The 25,488-nt window shown below is 63.8% G+C and carries 23 protein-coding genes; 8 read left to right on the plus strand and 15 right to left on the minus strand.

All coding sequences use genetic code 11. The features are described 5' to 3' along the window. Window positions 1-15 precede the first annotated feature (15 nt). Complete coding sequence (locus tag HMPREF9465_RS08025; protein WP_005435838.1) at window positions 16-1,920, plus strand: HAMP domain-containing protein; 1,905 nt, start codon at window positions 16-18, stop codon at window positions 1,918-1,920. Window positions 1,921-2,409: 489 nt separating this feature from the next. Here HMPREF9465_RS08025 and HMPREF9465_RS08030 read toward each other — a convergent pair whose 3' ends face one another. The 9 genes from HMPREF9465_RS08030 to fdxA all read right to left on the minus strand — a co-directional run bounded on the left by HMPREF9465_RS08030 (window position 2,410) and on the right by fdxA (window position 11,071). Beyond that, the gene (locus tag HMPREF9465_RS08030; protein ID WP_005435839.1) at window positions 2,410-3,597 is read right to left on the minus strand and encodes an acetylornithine/succinylornithine family transaminase; all 1,188 of its coding nucleotides are present in this window, start codon (window positions 3,595-3,597) and stop codon (window positions 2,410-2,412) included. Window positions 3,598-3,638: 41 nt separating this feature from the next. Further along, entirely contained in the window at window positions 3,639-4,520 is an 882-nt protein-coding gene (gene argB / locus HMPREF9465_RS08035) for an acetylglutamate kinase (protein ID WP_005435840.1), read from the minus strand. A 10-nt stretch (window positions 4,521-4,530) separates the two neighbouring features. Continuing rightward, window positions 4,531-5,769 (minus strand): bifunctional glutamate N-acetyltransferase/amino-acid acetyltransferase ArgJ, encoded by a 1,239-nt coding sequence (gene argJ, locus HMPREF9465_RS08040; protein WP_005435841.1) that lies wholly within the window; start codon window positions 5,767-5,769, stop codon window positions 4,531-4,533. 66 nt (window positions 5,770-5,835) lie between these two features. Further along, complete coding sequence (gene argC / locus HMPREF9465_RS08045) at window positions 5,836-6,780, minus strand: N-acetyl-gamma-glutamyl-phosphate reductase (RefSeq protein ID WP_005435842.1); 945 nt, start codon at window positions 6,778-6,780, stop codon at window positions 5,836-5,838. 418 nt (window positions 6,781-7,198) lie between these two features. After that, on the minus strand, window positions 7,199-8,410 hold the full coding sequence (locus HMPREF9465_RS08050; RefSeq protein WP_005435843.1) for a PLP-dependent aminotransferase family protein: 1,212 nt from the start codon (window positions 8,408-8,410) through the stop codon (window positions 7,199-7,201). 222 nt (window positions 8,411-8,632) lie between these two features. Beyond that, window positions 8,633-9,301: an endonuclease III gene (gene nth / locus HMPREF9465_RS08055; RefSeq protein ID WP_051009055.1), complete on the minus strand. Its 669-nt coding sequence runs from the start codon at window positions 9,299-9,301 to the stop codon at window positions 8,633-8,635. Then, window positions 9,301-9,921: an RnfABCDGE type electron transport complex subunit B gene (locus HMPREF9465_RS08060; protein WP_005435845.1), complete on the minus strand. Its 621-nt coding sequence runs from the start codon at window positions 9,919-9,921 to the stop codon at window positions 9,301-9,303. Before HMPREF9465_RS08060 ends, nth begins: the two co-directional genes overlap by 1 nt. Window positions 9,922-9,945: 24 nt before the next feature. Continuing rightward, a complete protein-coding gene (locus HMPREF9465_RS08065; RefSeq protein WP_005435846.1) occupies window positions 9,946-10,674 on the minus strand; it encodes a ferredoxin--NADP reductase in 729 nt (242 codons plus the stop codon). Between the two features lie 73 nt (window positions 10,675-10,747). Continuing rightward, window positions 10,748-11,071, minus strand: a complete 324-nt coding sequence (fdxA, locus tag HMPREF9465_RS08070; protein ID WP_005435847.1) for a ferredoxin FdxA — start codon at window positions 11,069-11,071, stop codon at window positions 10,748-10,750. 172 nt (window positions 11,072-11,243) lie between these two features. On the opposite strand from fdxA, the gene dinB reads away from it, so the two are divergent. Then, a complete protein-coding gene (gene dinB, locus HMPREF9465_RS08075; RefSeq protein WP_147645284.1) occupies window positions 11,244-12,407 on the plus strand; it encodes a DNA polymerase IV in 1,164 nt (387 codons plus the stop codon). 74 nt (window positions 12,408-12,481) lie between these two features. On the opposite strand, the gene HMPREF9465_RS08080 is transcribed toward dinB, so the two are convergent. Together HMPREF9465_RS08080 and HMPREF9465_RS08085 are read right to left on the minus strand one after the other, a co-directional pair. Further along, on the minus strand, window positions 12,482-13,261 hold the full coding sequence (locus tag HMPREF9465_RS08080) for a BPSS1780 family membrane protein (protein WP_005435849.1): 780 nt from the start codon (window positions 13,259-13,261) through the stop codon (window positions 12,482-12,484). Window positions 13,262-13,273: 12 nt separating this feature from the next. Beyond that, window positions 13,274-13,717 carry a hypothetical protein gene (locus HMPREF9465_RS08085; RefSeq protein WP_005435850.1) on the minus strand — a complete coding sequence of 148 codons (444 nt, stop codon included), beginning with the start codon at window positions 13,715-13,717 and terminating at the stop codon, window positions 13,274-13,276. A gap of 300 nt (window positions 13,718-14,017) precedes the next feature. Here HMPREF9465_RS08085 and polA point away from each other — a divergent pair, with 300 nt between their 5' ends. Continuing rightward, complete coding sequence (gene polA, locus HMPREF9465_RS08090) at window positions 14,018-16,861, plus strand: DNA polymerase I (RefSeq protein ID WP_005435851.1); 2,844 nt, start codon at window positions 14,018-14,020, stop codon at window positions 16,859-16,861. Between the two features lie 91 nt (window positions 16,862-16,952). Here polA and HMPREF9465_RS08095 read toward each other — a convergent pair whose 3' ends face one another. Beyond that, complete coding sequence (locus tag HMPREF9465_RS08095) at window positions 16,953-17,378, minus strand: META domain-containing protein (RefSeq protein WP_005435858.1); 426 nt, start codon at window positions 17,376-17,378, stop codon at window positions 16,953-16,955. A 322-nt stretch (window positions 17,379-17,700) separates the two neighbouring features. Here HMPREF9465_RS08095 and HMPREF9465_RS08100 point away from each other — a divergent pair, with 322 nt between their 5' ends. Then, window positions 17,701-18,057, plus strand: coding sequence for a NirD/YgiW/YdeI family stress tolerance protein (locus HMPREF9465_RS08100; RefSeq protein WP_005435859.1), 357 nt, complete (start codon window positions 17,701-17,703; stop codon window positions 18,055-18,057). An 88-nt stretch (window positions 18,058-18,145) separates the two neighbouring features. Here HMPREF9465_RS08100 and HMPREF9465_RS08105 read toward each other — a convergent pair whose 3' ends face one another. Next, window positions 18,146-19,378 carry a dicarboxylate/amino acid:cation symporter gene (locus tag HMPREF9465_RS08105; protein WP_005435860.1) on the minus strand — a complete coding sequence of 411 codons (1,233 nt, stop codon included), beginning with the start codon at window positions 19,376-19,378 and terminating at the stop codon, window positions 18,146-18,148. Between the two features lie 391 nt (window positions 19,379-19,769). On the opposite strand from HMPREF9465_RS08105, the gene HMPREF9465_RS08110 reads away from it, so the two are divergent. Beyond that, complete coding sequence (locus HMPREF9465_RS08110) at window positions 19,770-20,588, plus strand: ZIP family metal transporter (RefSeq protein ID WP_005435861.1); 819 nt, start codon at window positions 19,770-19,772, stop codon at window positions 20,586-20,588. 75 nt (window positions 20,589-20,663) lie between these two features. Here HMPREF9465_RS08110 and HMPREF9465_RS08115 read toward each other — a convergent pair whose 3' ends face one another. Further along, entirely contained in the window at window positions 20,664-21,524 is an 861-nt protein-coding gene (locus HMPREF9465_RS08115) for a DMT family transporter (RefSeq protein WP_005435862.1), read from the minus strand. Between the two features lie 169 nt (window positions 21,525-21,693). On the opposite strand from HMPREF9465_RS08115, the gene xseB reads away from it, so the two are divergent. From xseB to dxs, 3 genes are read left to right on the plus strand one after another with little or no spacing between them, the layout of a single operon-like run. After that, the gene (gene xseB / locus HMPREF9465_RS08120; protein WP_005435863.1) at window positions 21,694-21,921 is read left to right on the plus strand and encodes an exodeoxyribonuclease VII small subunit; all 228 of its coding nucleotides are present in this window, start codon (window positions 21,694-21,696) and stop codon (window positions 21,919-21,921) included. Between the two features lie 46 nt (window positions 21,922-21,967). Then, window positions 21,968-22,891: a polyprenyl synthetase family protein gene (locus HMPREF9465_RS08125; RefSeq protein ID WP_005435864.1), complete on the plus strand. Its 924-nt coding sequence runs from the start codon at window positions 21,968-21,970 to the stop codon at window positions 22,889-22,891. Between the two features lie 33 nt (window positions 22,892-22,924). Then, complete coding sequence (gene dxs / locus HMPREF9465_RS08130) at window positions 22,925-24,796, plus strand: 1-deoxy-D-xylulose-5-phosphate synthase (RefSeq protein ID WP_005435865.1); 1,872 nt, start codon at window positions 22,925-22,927, stop codon at window positions 24,794-24,796. A gap of 89 nt (window positions 24,797-24,885) precedes the next feature. On the opposite strand, the gene HMPREF9465_RS08135 is transcribed toward dxs, so the two are convergent. After that, window positions 24,886-25,377: a YajQ family cyclic di-GMP-binding protein gene (locus HMPREF9465_RS08135; protein WP_005435866.1), complete on the minus strand. Its 492-nt coding sequence runs from the start codon at window positions 25,375-25,377 to the stop codon at window positions 24,886-24,888. Window positions 25,378-25,488 lie beyond the last annotated feature (111 nt).

Genomic DNA, 25,488 nt, shown 5'->3' on the forward strand with positions numbered 1-25,488 from the left:
GGAAGGATCTACGTCGTGAAACTCAATCCGCTCCGCTTTTTCAAGAGCCTCTCGGCGAGGCTTCTGCTTCTCACGCTCATCTGGGTGAGCTTCATCGTGACCACGATCGGGTATACGATGATGCTCAACTGGAAGCTTGAGAGTTCGTCGGCTGCGACGAATATCATCGGGGACATCAGGTTCCATGTCTTCCGCACCGCGCTTTATGTGCTTCCGCAGTATGACAACAGGGACTTCGACAACGAAGTCCGTACGGTCAACGCAGGGCTTGATCTTCTCCAGAAGGGTGATCAGTGGCGTCCGCTTCTCGTGCCTGAGACGCAGGCCATCCGTTCGTCGCTTCAGAGCATCGACTCTGAGTGGAAAGAGTCGGTGCTTCCGCACCTTACGGCCGCCCGCGGCGGCGCCCGCGAACCGATGATGGGCGACGTCAACCTTTATGTCGAGAAGCTCGCCGCGCTGACGAACGACATCGACGAATATCGCGCGCACTTCCTGTGGCAGCTCCGCTATCTGCAGGGTCTCCTCATCGTGCTTGCGATCGGCAGTCTCTTCGCGATCATGGCGCTTCTGCTCCGCTGGGTGATCCGTCCCCTCGAGCAGCTCGGCGGCGCCATCGGACGGCTTTCCTCGGGCGACCTGACGGCCCGCACCGAAGTGAGGAGTGAGGACGAAATCGGCGAGATCGCCGCAGGCTTCAACGAGATGGCCGCCAGACTCAAGGATTCTCACGACAATCTCGAGCAGAAGGTAGCCGAGAAGACGGCCAGCGTCGAAGAAAAGAACAGCCATCTCGCGCAGCTCTACGAGATGACCTCCTATTTCACGCAGCGTCGCAGCCTTGACGACCTTGCCGACGGCTTCGTCTCGCGAATCATGCGCCAGACCGAGGCCGATGCGTGTACGCTCCAGCTGCTCTCGGGCCGTGACGACTCGATGCAGCTCCTCACGGCCGAGGGACTTTCCGTCGACCTCGTCAAGGCGGTCAACGATCTGCCTGGCGACGCGGGCATCGTGCCCTCGGTGCTCTCGAAGACCTATCCCGTCTGCTTCCAGCTCACCGAGCTTGAGGACGAGTTTTCCAGACGCTTTGCCGACGCGGGTTTCAAGACGGCCTACAGCTTCCAGATCCGTTCGACGCCGGGCGACCTCGGCATCTTCACGCTCTTCTTCAAGGAAAGCCCGCAGCTCACGACGCAGGTCATCCGCCTGCTCGAGAACTTCGTGACCCACTTCGGCGTCGCCGTGGCGAGCAACCGCCTCATCGAGCGCGACCGCCAGTTCGCCGTGGTGCAGGAACGTCAGCTCCTTGCACAGGGCCTGCACGACTCGATCGCTCAGGCGCTCTCCTTCCTCAACCTGCAGGTGCAGTTCCTGTCGGACGCCATCCGTACTAACGACGTTGCGCTGCGTGACGAATCCCTTTCCGCCATTCGCACGGGCGTTCAGGAGTGCTACGAGGACGTGCGCGAACTCCTTCTCAACTTCCGCGAGCGTTTGCACAAGGAAGGCTTCATCGAGGGCGTACGGACCGTGATTGATCGCCTCGAGGGACAGTCCCGCATGAACGCGCGTCTTCGAGTCTCGGGGCGTGGCCCGCAGCTTACGCCGCGCCAGAAGCTTCAGGTGATCTTCATCATTCAGGAGGCGCTCTCCAACGTCCGCAAGCATTCTCATGCCGAAAACGTCGACATCCGCATCGAGAACGACGCCGACCTCAAGGTGACGATCACCGACGACGGCGTCGGCATCGATGATGCGCTCGTCACCGAGCGAAAGGGCCAGCACGTGGGCCTCTCGATCATGGCCGAGCGCGCATCCCGCATCGGCGCCTTCGTCGACGTCGAGCGCGTCTCGCCCGCAGGCGGCACCCGAGTCGTGCTCATCCTCTCCGAGGAGGCCAGACACGAGCAGCAGTAGCTCCGAACGGCTGCCCGCATGGCGGCAGGCGGGCAGCCCGGGAATCCTGCCGGTTGTCCGTCCCGACACCTTCAAGGTATTCGATGGAAACGACAGCAGGACAGGGGAGCCTAAGGATTTGTACGGATGGATTTCAAGGTTGACGCATGTCAATGGAGTACGCGTTTTTCCGCAAACTCTCTTAAGTGGTATTGAGAATTATTCTCAAATGCGGCAAGATACGTTCAACGACAGCGAACGCAGGCCTCTCACCAAAGGACAACGGGGGGCGTCCGAGAGGCAGGCGATGGAGGGACTCCTTGGTTCTCTCCTGACGGGTACATCTCCGCCCGGCGCTGTTGGGGGTCTGAGAGAGCGGCGGATGCGTGCAATGCGCACCCGCCGCTCATTTTTTGTTGTTCACCTGTACGCCTCACAAAACGGGGAGCCTTGCACAGCGGCAGGACTCCCCGTTTTCGATGGTGTGTTGCAAGACAGGTCGGAGGCGGCTTAGTGTGCGGCTTCCTGAACCTCGCGAATGGCGGCTGCAAGCCTCAGCAGGCCGTCAGAAAGCTCCTCCTCGGTGATGGCGAGCGGCGGGAGCAGGCGCACGCGGTCCTTGGCGGTGAGGACGACGAGACCGTTGTCGAGGGCCTTTGCCTTGATGTCGGCAGACTTGCAGCCCTCGACCGAGAAGCCGAGCATGAGACCGAGCCCGGAGACGTCCTTCACGCCGGGGATTTTTTCCAGTTCGGCGGTGAGCCAGGTACCCTTCTGTTTGACGGCCTCAAGGAAGGCGTCGTCGATCTGCTCAAGCACGCTGAGTGCGCCTGCACAGGCGACGGGGTTGCCGCCGAAGGTGGAGCCATGCGTGCCGGGCGTCAGAACCTCGGCTGTCTTCGAGCCCATGAGCGTCGCGCCGATGGGAAGGCCGTTGCCGAGGCCCTTGGCGGTGGAGACGAGGTCGGGTGAAAGGCCGAACTGCTCGTAGGCGAACCAGGTGCCCGTTCGGCCGTTGCCCGTCTGCACTTCGTCGACGCAGAAGAGCACGTTCTTTTCGTGGCAGAGCGCCTCTACGGCCTTCAGGTAGTCCGCGTCGAGCGCGCGCACGCCACCTTCGCCCTGAACGATCTCGACGAGAACGGCGGAGCAGTCCTCGGCGTCAAGCTGCCTTTCGAGTGCGGCAAGGTCGCCCGCGGGCACGTAGCGGAATCCCGGCGTGAAGGGCCCGAAGAACTTGTGGAACGTGTCCTGCCCCGTGGCGGTGACGGTCGTGAGCGTGCGGCCGTGGAAGCTGTTGACGAGCGTGACGAAGGGATGCTCGCCTTCTCCCTTGGTGTCGGAAGCCCACTTTCGGGCGGTCTTGATCAGGCACTCGTTGGCCTCGGCGCCTGAGTTGGAAAGAAAGACGCGCTCGAAGTGCGTGCGAAGCGCAAGGCGTCCCGCGAGCATGGCGGTCTTCTCGTTGTAGAAGAGGTTCGAGGTGTGCGGAAGAACTGCGGCCTGTTCGGAGACGGCCTTCACCCATTCGGGGTTGGCATAGCCGAGGCTCATGACGCCGATGCCGCTGCCGAAGTCGATGTAGTCGCGGCCCTTGTCGTCCCAGAGACGGGCTCCGCGGCCGCGCTCGAAGACGACGGGCGCGCGCCCGTAGGTGCAGGCGTGGTAAAGGCTGTCGATGGTCTTGATGTCCTTCATGATGAATGTCCTTCAGAGAATTCTGTTCGTGGTGCGGCCGCTCAGGCGGACGCAGCAGTGCGGGGTCCGGTCTTGACGAGGGTACCGATGCCGCCCTTGGTGAGCATTTCGACGAGGATGCTGTGGGGAAGCGTGCCGTTGATCATGGCGACGCGCTCAACCCCTGATTCGATGGCGTGAAGCGCGCAGTCGATTTTCGGGATCATGCCGCCCGAAATGACGCCCTGTTCCTTGAGCGGACCGATGTCCTCCGTCGTGAGGACGGAGATGAGCGAATCGGGATCCTTCACGTCGCGCATGAGTCCATTGATGTCGGTCATCAGCACGAGGCGGCGCGCGCCGAGCGCGCCGGCAATCGCTGCGGCCGCCGTGTCGGCATTGACGTTGTAGCTTCGGCCCTCGCCGTCACCGGCTACGGACGCGATGACGGGAATGCATCCCTTTTCGAGAAGCGTCTCGACAATCGAGACGTCGACGCCCGTGATGTGCCCCACGAGACCGAGATCCTCCGCTTCGGGTCGTGCGGTGATGAGACCTGCGTCAAGTCCGCACAGTCCCACGGCCTTCGAGCCCTCGGCGCACAGGAGCTTGACGAGGTCCTTGTTCGTCTCGCCTGCGAGCACGCGCTGCACGACGCGCATCGTCTCCTCGTCGGTGACGCGAAGTCCGCGCACGAACTTCGATTCGATCCCAAGGGCGGCGAGCGACTTGTTGATGGAGGGACCGCCGCCGTGAACGAGTACGATGCGGATGCCGATCATCGAGAGGAGCACTAGGTCGTGCATCACCTGCTGCTGCAACTCGGGGTTCTTCATGGCGTTTCCGCCGTACTTCACCACGACGGTGTGGCTGCGGTAGAGCCTGACGTACTTGAGTGAGTCGCTCAGGAGCCTTGCGATGTCGAAGTCGGTGAGTTCGTTCATGGTCTTGACCTCAGCTGCGGTAGTCGCCGTTGATGCGCACGTATTCATAGGAGAGGTCGCACCCCCAGGCAGTTGCATCGGCATCGCCGTCGTGGAGCGTCACGATGATGGAGACCTCCTTTTCAAGGAGCACCTTCTTGGCAAGCTCCTCGGAGAAGTCGAGCGCGCGACCTGCGCTGCAGACGTCGACGATGCCCGCGGAGGAGGCGAACGACACGTCGGCCGCCTCGGGGTTGAACGGTGCCCCGCTGTAGCCGAGCGCGCAGAGCACGCGGCCCCAGTTGGCGTCGGAACCGAACATGGCGGTCTTCACGAGGCTCGAGGAGATGACGCTCCTGGCGAGCACGCGGGCCGTCGCATCATCAGTCGCGCCCGTCACCGTGCAGGTGAGGAGCTTGGTCGCGCCTTCGCCGTCTCTGGCAATGGCGCGGCTCAGGTGAGAAGTGACCGTGTGGAGCGCGGCGGCAAACGCGTCGAAGTCTGCGCCTGCCGCGGTGATTTCGGCGTTGCCCGCAAGGCCGTTGGCCATGACGCTCAGCATGTCGTTCGTCGACGTGTCGCCGTCGACGCTGATCATGTTGAAGGTGTTCTGAACGTCGGTGCTCACGGCCTTCTGAAGCATCTCGGAAGAGATCGCTGCGTCCGTGGTGATGAAGACGAGCATCGTGGCCATGTTCGGGTGAATCATCCCGGAGCCCTTGGCGATGCCGCCGACGGTGACGGTTTTGCCGCCGATGTCGACCGTGACCGCGCAGTGCTTGGCCACGAGGTCGGTCGTCATGATCGCGGCTGCGCAGTCTTCGCCGCCTTCGTAGGAAAGTGCGTCGACAAGAGGCTTCATGCCGGTGGCGATCGGCTCGATCGGGAGCGGCTGGCCAATGACGCCTGTCGAGGCGATGATGACGTCGTCTGCGCTGAGGCCGGACGCTTCGGCGAGCAGCATGCACATCTTGCGGGCGATAGCCTCGCCGTTAGGGGCGCAGGTGTTGGCGTTGCCGGAGTTGCAGAGCATTGCCTGCGCGCGTCCGTCGGCGATGTTGGCCTTGGTGACGGCGATGGGCGCGCCCTTGACGGCGTTGAGCGTGTAGACGGCGGCTGCGGCGGCGGGCACGTCGGAGACGATGAGGGCGAGGTCCTTCTTCGTCTTGTTGCGGCGAAGGCCGCAGTGAATGCCCGAGGCCCGGAAGCCCTTCGGAGTGCAGACGTTGCCATCGGGGAGAAAGGTCACGGCGGTGTTGCTGTCAGTCATGGTGTTCTTCTTGTCGTGGTGCGTTTGGAGTCGAACGTGTCGACGGAGTGGCTGGAAGAAGCCGGGTTAGGAAAGGCTGAGCCCTCGGGCGGGATTGGAGTCCGTCATGAGGTTCAGGCATTCGAGCGCGGCTCCGGAGGAGCCTTTGCCGAGGTTGTCGTAAAGCGCGGTGAGAAGGACGCGGTGGGGACCGCCCGACACCGCGATCTTCATGCCGTCGTGTCCCGCCATCGCGTCGAGGCGCAGGGCGCCGTCCTCAAGAAGGGACTCGAATTCGACGGGGCGCACGACGGGGGAACCCGCGTAGTGCTTTGCCCAGACGGACTGAACGGTCTCCTTTGTCGTGCCGAGAAGTCCAAGATCGAGTGGAACCGTCACGAGCATGCCGCAGCGGAAACTCCCCACGATGGGCTGGAAGACGGGCGGACGAGCCAGACCTGCGGCGATCGTCATTTCGGGAAGGTGCTTGTGCGTCTGCGAATGGGCGTAGGGAAGCGGCATGGCCAGGCTGTCGAAGGCCGTGCGGCCTGCCGTCTCGTAGGCGGAGATCATCTTCTTGCCGCCGCCCGAATAACCCGTCACCGATGTGGCCGAAAGGAAGGCGTCCGGCGCAATGATGCCTGCGGAAACAAGCGGAGCCACAAGCAGGATGAAGCCTGAGGCGTGGCAGCCCGGCACCGATACTCTGGATGCGCGCGCGATTTCGGCGGCGCGGCCGTTCATGAGTTCCGGCATGCCGTAGAACCACTCGGGAGCGGTCCTGTGAGCGCTCGAGGCGTCAAGCACGCGGGTGCCGGCTTCGTCTGCCAGCTTCACCGCCTCTCGTGCGGCGTCGTCAGGCAGGCAGAGCACCGTCACGTCTGCCGCCTTCATCGCCTCAAGACGGGCGTCGGGGGAGCGGCGCTCGTCTGCGGGAAGCGAAATGAGCTTGAGGTCGGCCCTGTTGGCAATCCGCTCGCGGAGCCTCAGGCCCGTCGTGCCGCTTTCGCCGTCGATGAAGATGGTGGTCATGGGTGTTTTCCTTTGTCTTGCCAGTGGGATTCCGGCGGACCTCGAGGGGCTTTTCCGGAAGTGCGCTGTGCAATCGTAATGAGTTGAACGGCGGATTTCGCAATGAAGAACGGACTAATCGAGCCTTTGTTGCTTGATGCGAAAACACCTCCTCCAAAGACCTTAGTTTTGGCCTTTTCGATTGAACAAGAGGTCTTTCAAAGGTGTATCTATTGTCGACAAAATGGCCTTTCGGGTCGCTTTCGGTTCTGTCTCTGCTCGACAAAAACAAAGCCCGCAGGGAGGCCTGCGGGCCGGAGGGCGGATGTGAAGTATGTGAAAGGGCCTGACGGTCGATGCCTGTCAGGCCCTTGGCGGCGGAGCGGGCGCACGTCTTGAGCGTGCGCCGCCTGTGTCGGGGAGAAAGATCGGGAAAATCTCAGAGGAAGGTCTTGAGCGCTTCGGCGACGGACTTGATGCCCGCCACGATCTTCTCGGACGGGACCGTCACGAAGGAGAGTCGGCAGTGGTTGACCTCGGGATTGTCCGTGTAGAAGGCCACGCCGGGCACGAAGCCGACGGGCACGTCGGACGCGAGGACCTTCTTCATCAGGTCGGCGGAGTCGACGTTCTTCGGGAGGTTGAGCCAGATGAACATGCCGCCCGTGGGCTTCGTCCAGCTGACTTCGGGGTGTTTGGGCATGAACTCCTCGAGGCTGTCGAGCATGACCTTGGCCTTTTCGGCGTAGAGGCGTCGGACGGCGGGGAGGTGTTCGCTGAAGAGGTCCTGGTCGAGCACGCGGGCGGTGATGAGCTGGGTGTAGGTGCTCGTGTGCAGGTCCATGGAGGTCTTCATCTGCTTGAGGGCGTTGAGGACGTGCTTGGGACCGCAGATGTAGCCGAGGCGGAAGCCGGGGGCGAGCACCTTGGACATCGTGCCGAGGCGCAGCGTGCGCTCGGGTGCGAAGGCTCGCAGGGAGACAGGCGGACGCTCTGCGTAGTAGAGCTCGCCGTAGGGATTGTCCTCGATGAGCCAGAAGTCGTACTGACGGGCCTTTTCGGCGAGCTTGCGGCGGCGTTCCTCGCTGATCGTGCGGCCGGTCGGGTTCTGGTAGGTGGGCATCACGTAGGCAAACTTGGCGCCCGCGACGCGGTCGTCGATCAGGTCGGGGTTGAGGCCCTCATCGTCGGTCGGCAGGCTGACGAACTTCGGCTTGCAGAGCTCGAATGCATAGAGAGCGCCCATGTAGGTCGGCGTTTCGACGAGGACCTTGTCACCCTCGTCGGTGAAGACGCGGGCGATCATGTCGAGGGCCTGCTGGGAGCCGGAGACGATCATGACTTCGTCGGGCGTCGTGGGCACGCCGTGGTCGGTCTCGATTTTGGCGATGGCTTCGAGAAGTGCGGGCATGCCGCCCACGGCGGAGTACTGCAGAGCCACCTGCGGACACGTCTCCAGAACCCAATCGGCCGCATCCTTGATGGCCTTGACCGGGAAGCCTTCGGCGGAGGGAAGGCCGCCGGCGAAGCTGATCACTTCAGGACGGGCGGCGAGGGCGAGGATCTCGCCGATCACCGAGCTTTCCTTGGGCTTGCCGATCTGGCTGTAGGAGGGCGTCGGGGTTTGGTGGCATGTGCAGCTCTTTGTCATGATGCTTTTCCTGTTTTCAACTGAATGTTCGAATTCGAGGTTTTCTGTTCGGGGGCGGCCGTCCGAGGGCCTGTCGCCTTCATGTGATTTTAGGCAGACAAAAAACGCCCGGACATCGTCCGGGCGTCATCCGAAGGGGTTATTTCGACCTCTCTGCGTCTATGTCATGCCGTCTAGGGAAAAGCCGCTAGGACAAACTGCATAGGCGCTGGAAAACGGGAATCACTCTGACTTCGAGGGGGATCCGAAGTCGGCAAGGCGCTTCTTCTTCTCGGGGGCGTTGCACCACTGCGCGACGGGGCAGCGTTCGCATTCAGGCGAGCGGGCCTTGCAGCAGTATCGGCCGTGAAGAAGAAGCCAGTGGTGAGCCTCGTGCTTGTAGGCGTCGGGAATGATTTTCTCGAGCTTGGTTTCAATTTCGTCGGGTGTCTTGCCCTTGGCGAGTCCCGTGCGGTTTGAGACGCGGAAGATGTGCGTGTCGACGGGGATCGTCGGGTGTCCGAAGGCGACGTTGAGGACAACGTTGGCCGTCTTTCGGCCCACGCCGGGCAGGGCGACGAGCTTGTCGAAGTCCTCGGGCACCTCTCCCGCGTATTCGTCGCGAAGGATTTCGGAGAGTCTCACGACGTTCTTGGCCTTGTTGCGGTAGAGGCCGATCGTCTGAATGAAGGGCGTGAGGCCCTCGACGCCGAGTGCGGCGATCTGCTCGGCCGTGTTCGCAACAGGAAAGAGTCTGGCCGTCGCGATGTTGACGCCCTTGTCGGTCGCCTGTGCGGAGAGCACGACGGCGACGAGAAGCTCGAAGGGCGTCGTCCAGTTGAGTTCGCTCTCGGGATTCGGGTGCGCGGCGGCGAGCGCCGCCATGAATGCGCCGCGGTCTGCAGCCTTGATCATGTCAGTCCTCCTCTGTTGTCGCCGGCGTTTGCACGGCGGGCTCGAGCCATGATGTCCGCGATAAGCGCGGAGGGGCCGCCGGCGGCCTTTTCAGCCGCAGGCTTTCGGAGTGCGTCGAGTCGGGCGAGGTCCTCGGCCTCGAGGCGCTCGCGGCGGGCTGCGGCATTCCGATGGTGCTCTCTCGCCCTGTGCGCATCCTCCAGCGTCCACGTCCTTCCGTTTTCGACCATGTCGATCGCGTCCATGGGACAGGCTGGCAGGCAGAGCGCGCAGCCCGTGCAACGCTCCTCCACGATGCCGTGCAGGTGCTTGGGAGAGCCTGCAATGGCGTCGGTCGGACAGACGCGGATGCACCAGGCGCAACCGATGCAGTCACGCGCGCGGATGCGTGCGACGGCGAAGGGCACTTCGCGTCCGTATTCGGGATCGAGCGGCACGACGGGGCGGCCTGTGGCGGCGGCAAGACGGGCGATGCCCTCCGCACCGCCGGGCGCGCATCGGTTGATGGCCGCGCCTTCCTCAAGAATGGCGCGGGCGTAGGCGAGGCACCCGTCGCAGCCGCACTGGCGGCACTGCGTCTGCGGGAGCAGGTCGTCGATTTCCTCAAGCGTAGTCATGGGTCTGGCGGGGGGAATGGTTGCTTACCAAAGGGATTCCACGAGAAGCTGGCCCGGCTTGCCCAGACGCGGCGATACGATGCCGCGGGCCTTCATGAGGGCGCGGGTCTCGCGGATGAAGTCGGGGTTGCCGCACAGGAGCAGACGGGCGGATTCGGGCGTGAAAGCGGCACCGGCCTTCGCTTCAAGGGCACCCGATTCGATGAGCGCGGGAATGCGCCCCGTGAGTTCGCCCGCTTCGCGGGAGGCGGCCGTGAGGATCGTGAGCGGAATCCGAGCCTCGCTCTCGGCGTAGGCGGCCAGGCGGTCGACCTCCTCACGGGTGCGAGCACCAATGACGAGGATGTGCTTTTTCCAGGCGCCAAGCGTGCCTTCGTCGCCCGTCATGGCGATGAAGGGCGCAAGGCCGGAGCCCGTCGCGAGCATCCAGACCGTGTCGCCGCCCGGAATGCGGGCGGGGAGAAGGTTCCCCTGGGCTTCGCCGTCGAGCAGGACTTCGTCGCCCGGATTGAGGGCGCACAGGCGGGGTGAGAGTGCGCCGCCTTCGACGGATTTCACGAGAAAGCGCAGGCCTTCGGCTTTGGGTGAGCCTGCGATCGAGTAGGCGCGGAAGACGGGCTCGTCGCCGTCGGCGGCAAGGCCGATGCGGGCGAACTGCCCCGCCTCGAAGGTCCAGCCCTCGGGACGGGGGAAGAGGAGTTCGTAAACGGCGGGCGCGACTTCGCGGCGGCTCGTGAGCTTGACGGTCTGCATGGCGGCAGCCTCCGGGTGGAAGATGATGAAAAAAATGGCGGCCCTTCGCAAGAGCCGCCATTGCCAGCGCTTGTCAGCGCTTGAGGAACTTCAGCTTGCCCTTGACGCCGTGGTACTGGTCGGCGTCGTCAGGGTAGGGCTTGCGGCGCGTAATGGAGGGCCATTCGCGGGCGAGCTCGGCGTTGAGCGCGATGAATTCCTGCTGATCCTCAGGGACGTCCTCTTCGGCGAAGATGGCTGCTTCCGGGCATTCGGGGATGCACACGGCGCAGTCGATGCATTCGTCGGGGTCGATCACGAGAAAGTTCGGGCCTTCGCGGAAGCAGTCGACAGGGCAGACGTCGACGCAGTCGGTGCGCTTGCAGCCGATGCAGGCTTCGCAGACAACATGAGGCATTGAAGGAATCTCCTTGGATTTGAGGGTACGAAATGTAAGAAAGAGATTGTAGTCCTTTTGCAACCCGCAGACCATGTCCGAAAGACGGAATTTGGAGGTAGACGGCGCCTCGAGGCCCTGCGATCTGATTTATCCTGTCGTTCGAAATCCCCCTTTCCCGACAATGACGACCATGGCAACACGTCCTCCCGCTTCACAGTCAGTTCCCGCATGCGTTTCCGCAGGAAACGGGGCCGAAGGCCTCACGCTTGTGCGCAACGTCTCGCGCAGGATCGTGCACGTCGACATGGACGCATTCTATGCCTCGGTCGAGCAGCGTGACCGCCCCGAGCTTCGGGGACGCCCGATCGCGGTCGGACACGCTCAGGGGCGCGGCGTCGTTGCGACGGCAAGCTACGAGGCGAGGCGCTTCGGCGTGCACAGCGCCATGCCGAGTTCGAGGGCGCGCGAGCTCTGTCCCGAACTGATCTTCGTCGAGGGACGAATGAGCCACTACAAGGCCGTCTCCTGTCAGATCCACGAGATCTTCAGGCGCTATACCGACGTGATCGAGCCCATCAGCCTTGACGAGGCCTTTCTCGACGTGACCGTCAACAAGCAGGGGCTCGCCCTCGGCGTCGAGGTGGCGGTCGCCATCAAGCGCGCGATCCGCGAGGAGCTCGGCCTTGTGGCGAGCGCCGGCGTCTCCTACAACAAGTTCCTCGCCAAGGTCGCTTCCGACTGGCGAAAGCCCGACGGTCTCTGCACGATCCATCCCGAAAGGGCGATCGACTTCATCGACCGCCTGCCCGTAGAGGCCTTCTGGGGCGTGGGCCCCGCCACGGCCGCCAGACTCCATGCGCTCGGCATCAGAACGGCGCCTGAACTCCGAGCCGTGCCGCTCTCCGATCTGATGCGCCACTTCGGACAGTCTGGCTACGATTTCTACCGCTTCGTGCGCGGGATCGACGACAGGCCCGTGAGGTCGAGCCGCGTTCGCAAGAGCGTCGGGTGCGAGAGGACCTTTGAGCGGGACGTCAGGGATCCCGTGCGCCTGAGGGGGATCATCGGAGAGCTTGCCGCCGAGCTTGCCTTCAGGCTCGGCCGCGCGGACTTTGCAGGAAGCACGCTTTCACTCAAGGTGAGAAGCCACGACTTCACGACGCGCACGCGCTCGGTGGCGGCCGAGGTTCCCTATGATGCGAACGCCATGACGAGGCTGGCGGAGGATGCCTGCAGGCTTCTGGCGGGCATGGAGATTCCGAAGGGCGGCGTCAGGCTGCTGGGGCTTGCCGTGGGATCGCCCGCGCAGAGGGACGACGGACAGCCCTCGCTTTTTGAGGGGCTCGAGGCGTGAGGATGTGAAGAAGGCCGCGGTGACGCGGCCTTCCTTGATGATGTCGACAGGGTCGACAATGAGCTCAGGCGGACTCAGTCGAGACGCTCGAAGAGGTTTTTCGGACCGAAGAGGTCGCGGTACATCGGCCAGACGCAGGCCTGAGCGATCGTCGTGACGAGGATCGCGATGATCGGCGTGATGTAGGTCGTGGCGCCGCCGAGCCCGGCGGCAAGGCCCGCACCGACGGTGAGAAATACCGCCGCGCTCGTCATCAGCACGAGGAGGACGGCCGTCGTGAGGCAGGCCGAGAAGTTCCTCAGGATGCCGAAGAAGGAGTAGAAGAAGCTCTTGCCCGCGCCCTGGCCCGCGTCCGCAATGAGAAGCGGCGCGAAGAGCGTCGCCATGAAGAGCGGAGTGTAGAGGACAAGCGCCGCCGCAACGCCTGCGGACGGGAAGTGTGCCGCGACGCTTTCGGGGTCGATCGCCCCCTCGACCATCTTCCACTGCGCGATCTGGTCGGCGGAAAGCAGCTGGAAGACGAGCATGACGAGCTCAAGCACGCCGGCGCTGATGAGGCCCACGGCGATGAGGTGCAGGCGCATGCCCTGCTTCCTGAAGGCGGCGAGAAGCGGTGCGTATCCGGGAAGCCTGTCTGCGAGCGCCTCGCGGGCGGCAAAACCCGTGAGCACGGCTCCGAACGGCATCCAGACGCCTGCGAGGATCGTGCCCACGACGGGCAGGCCCGAGAGCAGGCCGCTTATGAGGACGTAGAAGACGACGATGCCGACGAGCCCGAGCGGCCGGTTCCTGAGGGCGCGGACGCCCTCGCCGAACCAACGCAGGCCGTCGGCGTAATTGAATGCTTGTGCCATAAAGGGATGCGGTTACCAGCCGAGTTCGATGAACTTGGTCGTGCCGAGCGTACTCTTGGAGTTGCCCGCAGGCGAGGAGTCGATCGGACGTTCGGCCCTGTTCTCGATGCGATAGGGGATCTGGGTGGTGCCCGGCGTCACGACGTATTCGGTGACGCGGTTGTTTTCGTCACGGACCTCCTCGATCTTGGTCTGGCGGTCGAACTTGGGCGGCAGATGGCCGTGGGCGCGCTCCTCGCGGGCCTTCTCCATGTCGGCCTTGCTCGGAAGGAGCGGGTTGGCCTCCTCGGCGGACGGCTTGCGGGCTGCGGGTCCGGACTGCGGAGCGGGCTTCTCGACCTTCACGTCGCCCGCGTACGGGGGCGGCGCGTCGTTCGGAGCCGAAGGAGCCGCGCAGGCGGCGGTCGAAACGGCGATGAGACAGAGGGCGGACAGGCAGTTTCTGGTTTTTGTCATGGCTAATCCTTTGCGCCGCTCGTCATGGGCTTCGCGGAAGCGGCGGCGCGGTGAAGGGAGGCAGGGCCGGCGGGCGTCAGGCCCATGAATGGTCGGAATGCGCCTGCGAGACCTCCTGCGGCGCATCGCGGCCCTGTCAGTCCAATTGTGCCACGGCGAGGCGTTCAGAGGCGACAGGCGAAGTGTGTCCGCATGTATGGATGCGTCTCTGGCTTCGCCGTGGCGGACGGCTTTTTCGGCTATTCTTACGGCAGCCGGTTTTTACGGCCCATTCATACATTTGCAGCAACGACTTCCAACATGTCCAAGATTCTTCTCATCGACGGCTCCAACTATCTTTTCCGCGCCTTTCACGGCCTTCCCGACCTTCGCACGAGTTCGGGCGAGCCGACGGGGGCCGTCCGGGGCTTTCTGGGCATGCTCGGCAAGGTCTGGGCGCTTGCCAAGCCCGATCACGCCGTCATCATCTTCGACGCGCAGGGGAAGAACTTCCGCCACGAGATGTTCCCCGAGTACAAGAGCAACCGTCCGCCGATGCCCGACGACCTGCGCGTGCAGATCGAACCGCTTCACGGCATTCTGAAGGACCTCGGCTGGCCCGTCGTTTCGGTGCCCGGCGTCGAGGCCGACGACGTGATCGCGACGATCGCCGAAAAGGCGCGCGCCGCGGGCATGAAGAGCATCATCGCCACGGGCGACAAGGACATGGCCCAGCTCGTCGACGACGACATCGTGCTCATCAACACGATGAACGTGAAGTTCTACGACCGCGAGGGCGTCATTGAAAAGTACGGCGTTCCGCCTGAGCGCATCGTCGACTACCTCTCCCTCATGGGCGACAAGGTCGACAACGTGCCCGGCATCGAGAAGTGCGGTCCGAAGACCGCCGCCAAGTGGATCGCCGAATACGGTGACCTTGAGGGCGTCAAGGCTCATGCGGGTGAAGTGAAGGGCAAGGCGGGCGAATATCTGCGCGCGGGGCTTGCCTTCCTTGACGACGCACGCCGCCTCACCACGATCTGTCGTACGGTCAAGCTTCCCGAGGGATGCGTGCCTGAGGCCCTCGTCGTGAAGCCCGCCGATCCCGATGCTGTCTCCGCCTTCTGCCGTCGCTGGGAGATGTCGCTTTCGACCCTCAAGCGCGCCGCGCCTTCCGGCATCGGCGCCTCCGCCGAGCCTGCGGCGACAGGGACGGCCGAGCCCGACGATCTCGGCGGACTCTTTTCCAGAGAGGCCTTTGCGGCCGAGGCGCTTGCCGCCAAGCCTGCTCCGAAGCCCGCTCCCGCCAAAAAGGCGGCGCCCGCCGCACCCGTGATGCAGGTGAGCTTCTCGCCCGCGTTGGTCGAGCGTCCCGACGAGCTGCCCGTGACCGAAATCGCCGACCGCATGACGCTCGAGCTGTTCGCAGGCAGGCTGCTCGACGAGAGCCGCGCCATGCCCGTCGCGCTTACGATGCTCTGGGACGGCGACGCCCGTCATGCAGAGCCTGCCGCGCTCGGCGTCGCGCTTTCCATCAAGGACGTCTTCGTGATCCGCTTCACGGAGGAGCTCCCCGTCGCGCACGTCATGGACGTGATGCGTCCCTGGCTCGAGGGTTCCGCTGCCAAGGTCGCACATGACGCGAAGACGCTCGCGCATGTCTTCCTCGCCCAGGGCGTGAGGCTCGGCGGCATGCTGCACGACACGATGCTGATGAGCTATGTGCTCGAGGCTCATCTGAAGCACGAGCTGCCGCTTCTTGCCGCCCGCTCGCTTGCGCGTTCGATTCCCACCCGCGAGAGCGTCGTAGGCAAGGGCGCGAAGGCCATTGCGGCAAAGGATGCTGATCCGAAGGCCGTCGTGGAGCTCCTCGGCGAGGAGGCCGCCGCAATCCGTGCGCTTCATGCCGTGCTGATGACGAGGCTCGATCTTGAGGATGGGCTGATGGCGATCTACGAAACGCTTGAGCAGCCCCTCATCGGCGTGCTCGGCCGCATGGAGGAGGCGGGGGTTGCGCTCGACGACTTCAGGCTCTCGCAACAGTCCGAAGCCCTCACCGTTCGCATCGACGGCCTTGTGGCCGACGCCTACAAGGCGGCGGGGCATGAGTTCAATCTGTCGAGTCCCAAGCAGCTCGCGCAGGTGCTCTTCACCGAGCTCGGGCTTCCCTCGAGCAAGAAGACGGGTACCGGCACGCCGTCGACGGACGAGGAGGTGCTGACGGAGCTCGCTCTCGACTATCCGTTGCCGAAGCTCATTCTCGAGCACCGTCGTCTCACGAAGCTCAAGAGCACCTATCTCGACAAGCTCCCGCGCATGGTCGACCCGAAGGACGGCCGCGTGCACACGACCTTCGGTCAGGCCGTCGCCGTGACGGGGCGTCTGGCGAGTTCGGATCCGAACCTGCAGAACATTCCCGTGCGAACCGACGAGGGCCGTGCGGTGAGGGAGGCATTCGTCGCCGAGTCGGGCAACGTGATCATCTCCGCCGACTACTCGCAGATCGAGCTTCGCATCATGGCCCACCTCTCGCAGGACAAGGGGCTTCTGGACGCCTTCGCGCGCGGCGAGGACATTCACCGTGCGACCGCAGCGGAGGTCTTCGGTCGCAAGCCCGAGGAGGTGACGGCCGACGAGCGTCGAATGGCCAAGGTCATCAACTTCGGCCTCATCTACGGCATGAGCGCCTTCGGTCTTGCCCAGAACCTGGGCATCGAGCGCCGCATGGCCGCCCATTACATCGACGAGTATTTCGCGCGCTATCCCGGCGTGCGCGTCTACATGGACGCCAAGCGCGCAGAGGCGCATGAGCGCGGCTACGTCGAGACGGCGTTCGGCCGCCGTCTCTGGATTCCCGAAATCGCGAGCTCGCGCAAGCCCGTTCAGGCGGCCGCCGAGCGCGCGGCCATCAATGCGCCCATGCAGGGCACTGCGGCGGACCTCATCAAGAAGGCCATGATTGCGGTCGACGCCTGGCTGAGAGCCGAAGGTCTTCGCTCTAGGCTCGTCCTCCAGGTGCACGACGAACTGATTCTCGAGGCGCCTGTCGAAGAGGCCGAACTCGTGCGCAGGAAGGTGCCCGAACTGATGGCCGCCGTCGCCTCGCTCTCCGTTCCGCTCGTCGCCGAGGTCGGCATGGGGGACAGCTGGGGGGCCGCGCACTGACGGCTTTCGATCCTCTTCCCCGAGAGTTGATGCAAAAGAAAAGGGAGGCCGTGAAAACGGGCCTCCCTTTTTGGAATGGTGAATCCGGATCTTATTTGCAGACGCCGGGGGCTTCGGGCACGAGCGTCATGACGAGCTTGCGCTCGGCGTCAAGGAGCCTGACCTTGTCGCCTTCGGTCTCGACGTAGACGGTCTTTCCAAGGTTGGAGAGGAAGGCGTCCTCCATCTTCATGAGTTCGGGACCGCACATGCGGCGGGTGGAGCCGAGCTGAGAGAGGTCGAGCTTGTCGCCCTGGAGTGTCCAGCCGCCGACGAGAAGATTGCAGCCTGCGTTGCCGGAGACCTTGCCGTCGGCGCCGAACTTGATGGACGGCGGGACTTCACATTCCTCGGTGGCACCGTCGGTCCACATTAGGGAGCGGCCCGCGAGGTCGGCGTTCTGGGTGCTGGTGACGGCGGTGCAGGCGGTGAGTGCGATGGCGCACGGGACGATCGCGGCGGCGTGGCGCAGCTTCATGGCAGTTTTTCTCCTTTTTTTTGATGCGGTCGGGACTTGACCGCAACAGGCAAAACATACCATATTGGAGATATGAACCGACGTTTGCATCTGTATCAGAGCGTGTCATTCAATTACGGGATTTCACGGCATCTCTTGCCCTAGGGCAAGCATCGGCGCATGCTTCACACGCCGCAAAGGCGCAAAATGATGGCCCATGAGAATGTGGCGCAGGCAACCCTCACGGGGCTTCAGGTGAATCCTCCGCGCCGGCGCCCGTTCGTTCATCAATCACGCATCCACGCAGGCGTTCCTCTGGGAGCGTGCCTGCAAAGGAGAAGAAATGTTCAAGTCCTGTCTGGCAGGCCTTGCGCTTGCCCTCGCACTCGGCGGCGCTCAGGCCGAGGTCACGGCGCGCCACGCCTACGTCAGCTTTGACACGGTGGCCGCCGCTCAGAAGAACGCCCGGGCCGACGAGCTCGTCTACTTCAGGGGCCACATCACGGCTGAGCCTGAGGACGGCGTTTACGTCTTCGAAGACGGCACGGGTAACGTGCGCGTCGAGATTCCGAACGAGGCCCGCACGGGCGTCACTCTGAGAAGGGACGTCCGTTACGAGGTTTTCGGCAGGGCCCTGCGCCTGCCCTTTGAGGAGTTGCGCGTTCAGGCCGAGACTCTGACGCCGATTTCGGGCAAGTAGTCCGACGATCCGATTCCGAAAGGAAAACGCCCCTGCAGTCAAGGCTGCAGGGGCGTTTTCCTGGTTTGTCAGAGCGGTTCAGCGAACCTTAGTCCGCTCCCTCGACATAGGGTTCGGAATTGAGGTCGCCCTCCATCTTGGTGACGATGACGGCGGCGGCCACGTCGCCGACCACGTTGATGGACGTGCGGATCATGTCGAGAATACGGTCGACGCCGGCGATGAGCGCAACGGCTTCGAGCGGAATGCCGACCTGCGTGAAGATGATCGTCGTCATGATCAGACCTGCGCCCGGAACGCCGGCGGTGCCGACGGCGGCGAGAACGCCCATCAGAACGATGGTGAGCTGGTCGGCCATCGTGAGCGGAAGACCGTAGACTTCAGCCGCGAAGATCGAGCAGACGCCCATGTAGATGGCCGTACCGTTCATGTTGATCGTATTGCCGAGCGGGATCGAGAAGGAGGAGATCGCCTTCGTGGAGCCGAGCTTGCGGGCGGCGTTCAGGTTGGCCGGAAGGGCGGCGGCGGACGAGCAGGTCGTGAAGGCGACGAGCCACGGTTCGAAGATGCCCTTGAGGAAGGTCATGATCGGTATGCCTGTCGCGATGCGCACGAGCGGCAGCAGGATCATACCGACGAACACGACGGTCGCGAGGAAGGCCGTGAGAATGAGGGCGCCGAGCGGAAGCAGGACGGCGAGGCCGTGACGGCTGACCGTGAACGAGATGAGGCCGAAGACGCCGATCGGGGCGTAGAGCATGACCATGTGGGTGACGCGGATCATCACGTCGCCGACGATTTCGAAGAAGTGAAGCACGGGCTTGCCGCGTTCACCAAGGCCGGAGAGGGCGAAGCCGAAGATCACCGCGAAGAAGATGATCTGAAGCATGGAGCCTTCGGCCATGGCCTGCATGGGGTTGATCGGGACGATGGCGAGCAGCGTCTTGACGAGCGGGGGCGCCACGACTTCCTTGGCCTGAAGGCCTTCGGTGGAGAGGTCAAGGCCCATGCCCGGCTGGATGATGCCTGCAAAGAGCAGGCCGCAGGCCACGGCGATGCCGGTCGTCACGGCATAGACGAGAAGAACCTTGACGGCGACACGACCGAGCTTGGACGTGTCGGAGATGCCGGCGGCGCCGGCAATGATCGTTGCCAGAACGAGAGGAACGACCACCATTCGGATCAGACGAATGAAGAGGTCGCCGAGCGGCTGAAGCCACGTCTGGGCGAAGGAGGAATCAACGAGCGCGCCGACTACGATACCGAGCGCGAGCCCGATCATCATCTGCCAGGCCAGACTGATTTTTATTTTGGAGGACATAATCTCCACCCCTAGCTGTTGTTACTCTTATATAGCCGCCGCACGGTTGGAAAGAGGGTGCAACGACGCTGACGGAATGTTTGCTCCCGCTTTGACTCGATTCTATTCACCTAGCTCATATATAAGACCTAGGGTAAACGCGTATTCGTCGGTGCGTGCTTCAGTTTGCTTTTGCGGGAGTTTCCGAAGGGGGCGCCCAATGTACGTGGATTGCGGCGTGATGTTGATTTCGATCAAAAGGCAGCCAATGATTATTTACCTATTGGCATGGGTGCTCTTATAGGGAGCGTGCATGATGGTCGGGGCTCGGCGCTCTGTCGTAAAATAGCAACGCCCGAAAACAGGGTTTCAAGGCTGCCCTCCGCCTCTTTGACAGTCAATAGAAAACAACATGGATACTCTTCTACACATCCTTGCCGCAGGCGTTTTGACGAGAGTCCTTTCGATTTCCGTTGCCGCGCTGCTTTCCTGCCGATGGCTTGCGGGCCTCTCCGAGCAGCTCCTCGCGGTCGCCTGCGGGCTGCTTGCCGCAGTTGCGCTCACGCACCTCATTCCCGAGGCCTTTGAGATGCCCGGGGTCGAGGCGCATGATCTGGGACTCGTCATGCTCGGCACGGTCCTGCTCTTTCTGTTTCTGGAGCGGATCTTCACGCATCACGGGCACGAGGGATGCGGCGAGGCTCATCCGGGGCGTGCGGTCGCGACGGCCGTGATGACGGGAGCGGGACTGCACAACTTCGTCGACGGCGTGCTGATCGCCAGCACCTTCCTCATGGACGAGCGTGCGGGCTGGCTGGTGGCGCTTGCCGTCTGCTGCCACGAGATTCCCCAGTCGACGGGCTACATGGTGATTCTGAAGAACTGCGGACTCGATGCTCGCCGCGCCGTGCTCTGGTGCGTGGCCGCGGCGCTACCGACTCTGGCGGGCGGCGTCGCGGGCTGGGCCGCCGTGAGCTTCTCGCGTGAGGCGCTGCCCTTTGCGCTTGCTGCCTCCGCCGCCTCCTTTCTCTTCATCACGCTTCATGCCCTGCTGCCCGAGGTCTTCAGGGACTGCAGGACAAGGCGAGACGGCCTCAGGCAGCTCGTTCTCTTCATTGCGGGCGTGCTGCTGAGCACCGTCATCCTCGGTATTGGGCATGACCACGGCCACGAGGGACATGAGCATGAGAAGCCCGGCGTCCAGCTGCAGGCGGATCCTCACGGGCACTGATCCTGAAAGACCTGAATGCAAGAAGGGGCCGTATGGCGGGGTCATGAGTCCTAGCGTGCGCCCCTTTCGTTTTCATCAGGACTTCTTTTTGGCGATGACGGCGGCCCAGACGCCCGAAACCAGAATGACGGCGATGCCTGCGGCGCTCATGAGACCGACGGGTTCGTCGAAGAAGGCGAGTCCGAAGCCTGCGGCGAAGACGATGGCCGAGTACTGGAAGACGGCGGTGAGAAGCGTGTTGGCGCTGCCCCAGGAGCGGGTCATCGCAAGCTGGGCGCCCGTAGCGGTGACCGCCATGCCGAGGAGAGCGGGCGCGTTGTCCCAGGTGACGGGCGTCATGCCGCCCGCAAGCAGCAGGTGTCCGCCGAGTCCCCAGACCGTGCCGAAGAGCGTGAAGTAGAAGACGATTCGCCATTCTGGCTCCTGCATGCGGCTGAGCTGGCGGATCTGGAAGTAGGCGAGGGCCGCGAAGAAGCCGGACGTGAGACCGACGAGCGCGGGGAAGGTCTGGCCGGGAGAAAGTTCGGGCTTGAGCACGAGCGTGACGCCGAAGAAACCCAGCACGACGGCTGCGGCGCTTGCGCGGCTGAAGGACTCGCCGTTCTTTACGGCGAGGAAGATGACGATGAGGGCCATGTAGAGCGGGCTCGTGTAGTTGAGCGTCATGGCGGTGCCGAGCGGCAGCTTCGAGATTGCGTAGAACCAGATCGTGAGTGCGAACGTGCCGAGGAAGCTGCGCATGAAATGCGCACGCACGAGCGGCGTCCTCAGCGTGAAGCCCTGCGCCCATACCCAGAGTGCGATGACGGCGGCGCCGAAGGCCGAGCGGTAGAAGACGAGTTCAAGCGCGGAGAAGTCGGAGGCGCCCATGCGTGCGAAGGCGGCCATCAGGGCGAAGAGTAGCGATGCGACGAGCATCCAGAGGCTTTTGATCATGATCGGCGGACGATTGCGGCGTTTGGACGGCTTGCGTGCGGGGGCGCAGGCGGAGTCCGTCAGAGAAACGCTCGGGCTTTAGGTACAATGCAAGGATATGCCCGGACAATGCGGGCGGCGCGCTTTCGGCCTTTTCGGGCCGGACGGCATTTTTGGAAGAATGACTTCGATGACAGATCTTAAACCCGTTGAGGAACTCACCTTTGAAGAGGCGCTTGAAGAGCTCGAGGAGCTCACAAGCAGCATGGCCTCCGGCGAAGCGACGCTCAAGGAAAGCGTGGCGGGGTATGCCCGCGGCACGGCGCTTCTGAAGCGCTGCAGGCGAGAGCTCGAGGAGGCACGCAGGACAATTGAGACGTTGCGCGCCGAATCCGACGACGAGGTGGCGCCGTTCTGATCCCCTGCGGTTGCGGCGCACGACAAAAGAAAGAGAGGTGAACTCAATGACGGAAGCTTCCGAGAACGACTTCAAGGTCTGGATGACCGAGACGGCCAGACATTTCGAGTGGTATGCGGACAGCACGCTGCCCAAGCCGGGCCGCGAGCCCAGACGGCTGATCGGTGCCATGCGCTATGCGGTCCTTGGCGGCGGCAAGCGCGTGCGCGCGCTTCTGGCCTACGCCGCAGGCGCCGTTTCGGGCGCGAGCCCCGAGGCGCTTGACCGCGCGGCGCTTGCGCTTGAGCTCGTGCACGCCTATTCGCTTGTGCACGACGACATGCCCTCGATGGACAACGACACGCTTCGCCGCGGCAAGCCCACGGTGCACGTGCAGTACGGCGAAGCGACCGCGATGCTCGCGGGCGACGCGCTTCAGACGGAAGCCTTCACGGTGCTCGCAGCCGTCGAACCGCCCGCTGCGGCCGCACGCCTGTGCGCCACGCTCGCCCGTGCGGCCGGCGTGCGCGGCATGTGCGGCGGTCAGGCCCTTGACCTCGCGATGGTGGGAGGGCATCCCGGCGAGGCCGAACTCCTGCGCATGCAGGCGATGAAGACCGGCGCCCTCATTCAGGCCGCCGTCCTCTGCGGTGCTCAGGCGGGCGATTGGGACAGGCTCGGCGACGGTGCCAGAGGAGGCCTTGCGGCCTATGCAGACGCGCTCGGCGTGGCCTTTCAGGTGGTCGACGACATTCTCGACTGCACGCAGGACACGGCCACCCTCGGCAAGACCGCCGGCAAGGACGAGAAGGACGACAAGCCCACCTGGGTGTCGCTCCTCGGGCTCGAGGGTGCACGTACGCGCGCCCGAGAGCTGCATGACCGCGCCAATGCCGCGCTTGCGCTCGTCTCGGCCGATCCCGCCGTCCCCGAAGGCGCGGTCGACCGTCTTGCACAGATCGCCGACTACGTGATCGCGCGCTCGCACTAAAATGACCCAACTTCACATATAGGCCGCCCTCAAGTGACTCAGCAAACGCTTCTCGACTCCATCAGCTCGCCTGCGGACCTGCGCAGGCTCGACGTGCACCAGCTCCCGCAGCTCGCTCAGGAGCTCCGCGCGTTCATGGTCGAGTCCGTCTCGAAGACGGGCGGCCATCTTTCGAGCTCGCTTGGCGCGACGGAGCTCGCCATCGCGATTCACACGGCGTTCAACACGCCCGAGGACCGCGTCATCTGGGACGTCGGCCATCAGGCCTACGCCCACAAGATCCTGACGGGACGCCGTGAGGGCATGGCCACGCTGAGAAAGCACCACGGCCTCTCGGGCTTCCCGAAGCGCACGGAGTCTCCCTACGACGCCTTTGGCACCGCGCACTCCTCCACCTCGATCTCGGCCGCACTCGGCATGGCCATTGCGGCCCGCCTTGAGGACAAGACCGACCGCTGGCACATCGCTGTGATCGGCGACGGCGCGCTGACGGGCGGCATGGCGCTCGAAGCCCTGAACGATGCGGGCGTCTGGAAGGAAGGCGTCAGGCTTCTCGTCATCCTCAACGACAACGACTGCTCGATCTCGCCGCCTGCGGGCGCGCTCTCGAATCATCTCGCGAAGATCGTCTCGACGCGCGCCTACACGTGCGCGCGCGAAATCTCCAAGCGCGTCCTCAAGCCCGTGCCCGGACTCTGGGACATCGCCAAGCGTATGGAGAAGCAGGCGATCAACTTCGTGAGTCCGCCCTCGGGCATCTTCTCGAGCTTCGACCTCAACTACTACGGTCCCGTCGACGGCCACGACGTCGTCGGACTCGTCGAGGTGCTCAAGAACCTGCGCAGGCTCAACTGCCCGTGCGTGCTGCACGTCGCGACCCAGAAGGGCAAGGGCTACGAGCCTGCTGAAATGGATCCGACGGCCTACCACGGCGTGGGCGTCTTTGATCCGCTTCTCGGCCTTCCCGAAAAGAAGCCGGGCAGACCGACCTACACCGAAGTCTTCGGGCGCTGGCTCTGCGACACGGCCGCCGCCGACAAGCGCCTCTACGGCATAACGCCCGCCATGCGCGAGGGCTCGGGACTCGTCGAGTTCGCGCGCCGCTATCCCGAGCGCTATCGCGACGTCGCCATCGCCGAGCAGCATGCGGTCACCTATGCTGCAGGCCTTGCCTGCGAGGGCATCAAGCCCGTCGTGGCGATCTACTCGACTTTCCTGCAGCGTGCGATCGACCAGGTCATTCATGACGTGGCGCTCCAGAACCTGCCCGTCGTTTTCGCAATCGACCGAGGCGGTCTGGTGGGCGCCGACGGCGCGACGCACCACGGCTTCTTCGACATTTCGCTTCTTCGCACGATTCCGAACATGACGGTGATGACGCCCTCCGACGAGAACGAGTGCCGCCTCATGCTCAACACGGCCTACTCGATGAACACGCCCGCCTCCGTCCGCTATCCGCGCGGCCGCGGCCCAGGCGTCGAGGTGACGGCCGGGGGCGGGACGATTCCCGTCGGCCGCTCGCGCACCCTGCGAAAGGGCAGTCGCGTGGCCTTCCTCGGCTTCGGTAGCATGACGAACGTGCTCGCTCCTGTTGCCGAAAAGCTCGACGGCACGCTCATCGACATGCGCTTCGTCAAGCCGGTCGACGAGGAGGCCGTGCTTGAGGCCGCGCGTACGCACGATCTGATCGTTTGTGCCGAAGAGGGCATGCTCATGGGAGGCGCCTGCAACGCCGTTCTCGAGGTGCTTGCTGACAACGGAGTCGTCAGGCCCGTGATGCGCTTCGGCCTGCCCGACGAGTTCATCGAACAGGGCACGCAGGCCGAGCTTCTTGAGGACGTCGGCCTCACGTCCGAGGCGATCGAGTCGAAGGTCGCCGAGAGGATTGCAAAGCTCGGCATCTGAGCCCTTTCCAAAGCTGAAGAACAAAGAGGACGCCCGAACGGGCGTCATCTTTGTTCTTGAAGCGCAGGACGTCGTCCTGCAGCCTTTCGTTACGCGCGGAAGTTCGTGAAGTTGAGCGGAACTTCCTTCACTTCGGTCTTGAGAAGCGCGATGGCCTCCTGAAGGGCGTCGCGCTTGGCGCCCGAGACGCGCACGATGTCGCCCTGGATGGCGGCCGTGAGCTTGAGGGCCTTGGCGTTCTTGATGATGCCCTGAATGGTCTTGCCGAGTTCCTTCGTGACGCCTTCCTTCACGACAATGGTCTGCTTGAGGCAGTCGCCGCCGATCTTTTCGGGGGCCTTCGTCTCATCAAGGAAGCGCACGTCGATGCCGCGCTTGGCAAGCTTGCCGATGAGCACGTCGCGGACCTGACGGAGCTGGAAGTCGCTTTCGGCGACGAGGTAGAGTTCGAGGTCCTTCTGCTCGACAGAAGCCTTGGTGCCGCGGAAGTCGTAGCGGGTGCCGATTTCCTTCTGGGCCTGATCGACTGCGTTGCGAAGCTCGACGGCGTCGGCCTTGACTTCAACGTCAAAAGAGGGCATTTGAGTCTCCAAAAGTGTGGGCCGCGGAGCGGCCGTTGCGGGATCCGACGTTTCTACCGCATCCCGCCCCGCCTGTCAAGGCGGGATGGGACAAACCACGGGCGCGGGTGC

Source organism: Sutterella wadsworthensis 2_1_59BFAA, assembly GCF_000297775.1.
GTDB classification, from domain to species: domain Bacteria; phylum Pseudomonadota; class Gammaproteobacteria; order Burkholderiales; family Burkholderiaceae_F; genus Sutterella; species Sutterella wadsworthensis_A.

Coding starts and splice junctions, on each gene's coding strand:
- HMPREF9465_RS08030 (WP_005435839.1), bottom strand. CDS start 3,597: ATGAAGGACATCAAGACCATCGACAGCCTTTACCACGCCTGCACCTAC.
- argB (WP_005435840.1), bottom strand. CDS start 4,520: ATGAACGAACTCACCGACTTCGACATCGCAAGGCTCCTGAGCGACTCA.
- argJ (WP_005435841.1), bottom strand. CDS start 5,769: ATGACTGACAGCAACACCGCCGTGACCTTTCTCCCCGATGGCAACGTC.
- argC (WP_005435842.1), bottom strand. CDS start 6,780: ATGACCACCATCTTCATCGACGGCGAAAGCGGCACGACGGGCCTGAGG.
- HMPREF9465_RS08050 (WP_005435843.1), bottom strand. CDS start 8,410: ATGACAAAGAGCTGCACATGCCACCAAACCCCGACGCCCTCCTACAGC.
- HMPREF9465_RS08060 (WP_005435845.1), bottom strand. CDS start 9,921: ATGACTACGCTTGAGGAAATCGACGACCTGCTCCCGCAGACGCAGTGC.
- HMPREF9465_RS08065 (WP_005435846.1), bottom strand. CDS start 10,674: ATGCAGACCGTCAAGCTCACGAGCCGCCGCGAAGTCGCGCCCGCCGTT.
- fdxA (WP_005435847.1), bottom strand. CDS start 11,071: ATGCCTCATGTTGTCTGCGAAGCCTGCATCGGCTGCAAGCGCACCGAC.
- dinB (WP_147645284.1), top strand. CDS start 11,244: ATGGCAACACGTCCTCCCGCTTCACAGTCAGTTCCCGCATGCGTTTCC.
- HMPREF9465_RS08080 (WP_005435849.1), bottom strand. CDS start 13,261: ATGGCACAAGCATTCAATTACGCCGACGGCCTGCGTTGGTTCGGCGAG.
- HMPREF9465_RS08085 (WP_005435850.1), bottom strand. CDS start 13,717: ATGACAAAAACCAGAAACTGCCTGTCCGCCCTCTGTCTCATCGCCGTT.
- polA (WP_005435851.1), top strand. CDS start 14,018: ATGTCCAAGATTCTTCTCATCGACGGCTCCAACTATCTTTTCCGCGCC.
- HMPREF9465_RS08095 (WP_005435858.1), bottom strand. CDS start 17,378: ATGAAGCTGCGCCACGCCGCCGCGATCGTCCCGTGCGCCATCGCACTC.
- HMPREF9465_RS08100 (WP_005435859.1), top strand. CDS start 17,701: ATGTTCAAGTCCTGTCTGGCAGGCCTTGCGCTTGCCCTCGCACTCGGC.
- HMPREF9465_RS08105 (WP_005435860.1), bottom strand. CDS start 19,378: ATGTCCTCCAAAATAAAAATCAGTCTGGCCTGGCAGATGATGATCGGG.
- HMPREF9465_RS08110 (WP_005435861.1), top strand. CDS start 19,770: ATGGATACTCTTCTACACATCCTTGCCGCAGGCGTTTTGACGAGAGTC.
- HMPREF9465_RS08115 (WP_005435862.1), bottom strand. CDS start 21,524: ATGATCAAAAGCCTCTGGATGCTCGTCGCATCGCTACTCTTCGCCCTG.
- xseB (WP_005435863.1), top strand. CDS start 21,694: ATGACAGATCTTAAACCCGTTGAGGAACTCACCTTTGAAGAGGCGCTT.
- HMPREF9465_RS08125 (WP_005435864.1), top strand. CDS start 21,968: ATGACGGAAGCTTCCGAGAACGACTTCAAGGTCTGGATGACCGAGACG.
- HMPREF9465_RS08135 (WP_005435866.1), bottom strand. CDS start 25,377: ATGCCCTCTTTTGACGTTGAAGTCAAGGCCGACGCCGTCGAGCTTCGC.